Genomic DNA, 2444 nt, shown 5'->3' with positions numbered 1-2444 from the left:
GGGCGTCCTCGTGCATGCGGGCCTCGATCTTGCGGGCCAGCCGGTATCCGGAGTCCGGGGCGGTCTCGATCGTCACCGAGGCGGCGGTCAGTCCCGGTTCGTCGGTGAGCATGCCCAGCCAGTGCGCCCAGCGGTCCACCCACCGGTTGATGTGCTCCTGATCAACCATGCCCCCGCCATCGGGCTCGGAGGAGAACACCACGGTGTAGTGGTGCTTCTGCGGGACCTCGAGCAGCGCGAAGGGGCGGCCGTAGCCGTCGACGTGCTCGGTGATCCTGGACCGGGCCGAGACCCCGGGCAACTTCGTGGTGCCCTCCGGCACCCGGGACACCGGCCCGGCCCGGTAGACGTTGGCCCCGGTGTAGCGGGCGTTGGCCCACCCGGCCCGGCGCAGGATCCGCTCGATGAGGGTGCGCCCATGCTTGTTCTTCTGCATCGACAGCGCGATCAGCGTCAGGATTACCGCCTCAAACCCCAGGGCCACCAGCCACATATCGAGCATCATCAGCAGGATCCCGCCGACCACACCACCGATCAGCAGCACGGTGCCGGCGGTCGAGAGTCCGGCCAGGCCCTTGGAAGTGGGGGTGCGGAAGTTGCCGTACACCCGCGGACGGTTCTCGGTTTTAGCTTCGGTCTGCGCCATCAGGGCGGCCCTCGTTTCCGGTCTCGTTGGCGATCTGCGCCTTGAACGCACGTGCCTGTTGCTGGACGGCCTTCGCCGCCTGTCCCGCGCCGGTGGGGCCCGTGGGCCGCGCACCGGCACTCGGAGCAGGCCGGGCGCCCGTGCGTGGCGCGGCCCCTGCTGCTCCGCTGCTTGGAGTGGGTTGGGCCCCAGTGCCACGGCCCGGAGTGGGGTGGGCCCCAGTGCCGGTGGAGGGTTTTCCGGTGCCATCTTGGCCCGGTGCACCGGTAGAAGTTGCTCCTGCCGGTGCGGTGCTGGAGGTGGGGCCTCCAGCGCTGGAGACACCACCATGCGCGCTGGATTCGGTGGCCTCGGAGACGGCTTCTCCGGTCTTTTGCACTGCGTTGGCAGCGGCCATGCCAGCCGCCACTGGGGCAGTAGCCGCGCCGGCGGCTGCTGTGCTTGCCGTGCTAGCGGTGCTTGCTATGGTGGTCCCAGTAGAGCCAGCACCACCAGCGGTCCCACTGGGGGCGGATACCGGCCCAGCAGGCGATGAGCTCGCCCCGCCCTTGGACGAGGCAGAGGACTGGGACGGTGTTGTGGAGGAAGAGTCGGAGCCGAACCCGCGCCCAGACCGGGACAGGTGGGCCGCGCCCTGGGGGATCGCAGCTCCCATCGCCGCGACGCCCAACGCCCCGCCGCCACCGCCTCCGCTGGAGGACATCGAGCCCAGCACGGGGCTGAGGAAGCCGACGAGTACGGGCAAGGCGAACACGGAGGCGGCGATCATCATCAGCCCGGCGGCGAACTGGATCAGCCCGTTGTCTCCGCCCTCCCACACCCCGGTGGTGGACATCTTGATCGCCAATGCGTAGATCAGGGCGGCAGCGGGCTTGTAGAAGGCGAAGGCCAGCGTCCAGGCGATGACCTTCTGGAAGAAGTTCTTCCCCGTTTCGGTGTTCAGGAAGGCGGCTGAGAGCGGCAGGATCCCGGCCATGAGGAACAGCATCCCGGTGCGCAGCACCATCAGCATCAACTGGATGATGTTCACGATGATCGCCACCACTCCGCCGACGATGATCATAATGACGTTACCCCCCAGCCAGACGGGGTCAGCGGCCCCAGCACTGGTGGCGTTGTCCAGGGCCAACAACTTGAGCACATCGGTCTGGAAGTCGTCGCCGATGGCGGAGTCGATGATCTGCACGGCCAGGGCATCGGTGCCCCGGACCAGGACGTTGAGGATGGTTACCCCGGAAGCCGTCACCACGGCCAAGGTAAGCAGTCCCTTGAGCAGGTCCCGAGCTGGTTCAGCACGCTGGGTCCAGGCCATCTGGGCCCCGGCGATCATCACGCTCAGCGCAGCCACCGCGAGGGTGAGGTAGAAGGTCTGGTCTTGGATAAACCCCACTGACCCGCTGAGGTTCATCGCCCGCGCGGGGACGAGGAAGCCGATCAGGCTGGTGGCCCCACCGATCAACGCCGCCCCGGAGGCCAGCACGGTGGCCGTGTTGACCAGGCCGGCTCCGTCACCGCGGCGGGCGTTGGTGGCCAACACGATGCTCAGGAACAACACCCCGAACACGCTCAGGCCCAATCCAATCCAGCTTGCGTAGCTCAGCAGCAGGTCAATCTGGTCGTTGAACTCTCCCCGAGCCGGAGCCTGAGTGCCGGCCCCGTTATCGCTGGTGAGGTTGGCGGTGCCAATGCGTGTCCACATGGATCCCAGAGAAGCGATGGTCTCAACCACGGCAGCGGTCACACCGTCCGCGATCTGATCCAGCGCATCCCCGGCCGCACCAGACAGCATGTTCTTAAA

At 67.4% G+C, this 2444-nt stretch carries 2 protein-coding genes; both read right to left on the bottom strand.

Annotated elements, in window-relative coordinates; translation table 11 throughout:
* A partial coding sequence (locus tag BJF77_RS02015) for an SCO6880 family protein (RefSeq protein WP_369821344.1) occupies positions 1–646 on the bottom strand: 646 nt, incomplete at its 3' end.
* Positions 627–2444: type IV secretion system protein (locus BJF77_RS02010; RefSeq protein ID WP_075871128.1), on the bottom strand; the 1818-nt coding region annotated here is incomplete at its 5' end. The genes BJF77_RS02010 and BJF77_RS02015, both read right to left, overlap by 20 nt.

Source organism: Kocuria sp. CNJ-770 (assembly GCF_001942375.1).
Classification (GTDB): Bacteria; Actinomycetota; Actinomycetes; order Actinomycetales; family Micrococcaceae; genus Kocuria; species Kocuria oceani.
This window is presented reverse-complemented; position numbering and strand designations above follow the sequence as displayed.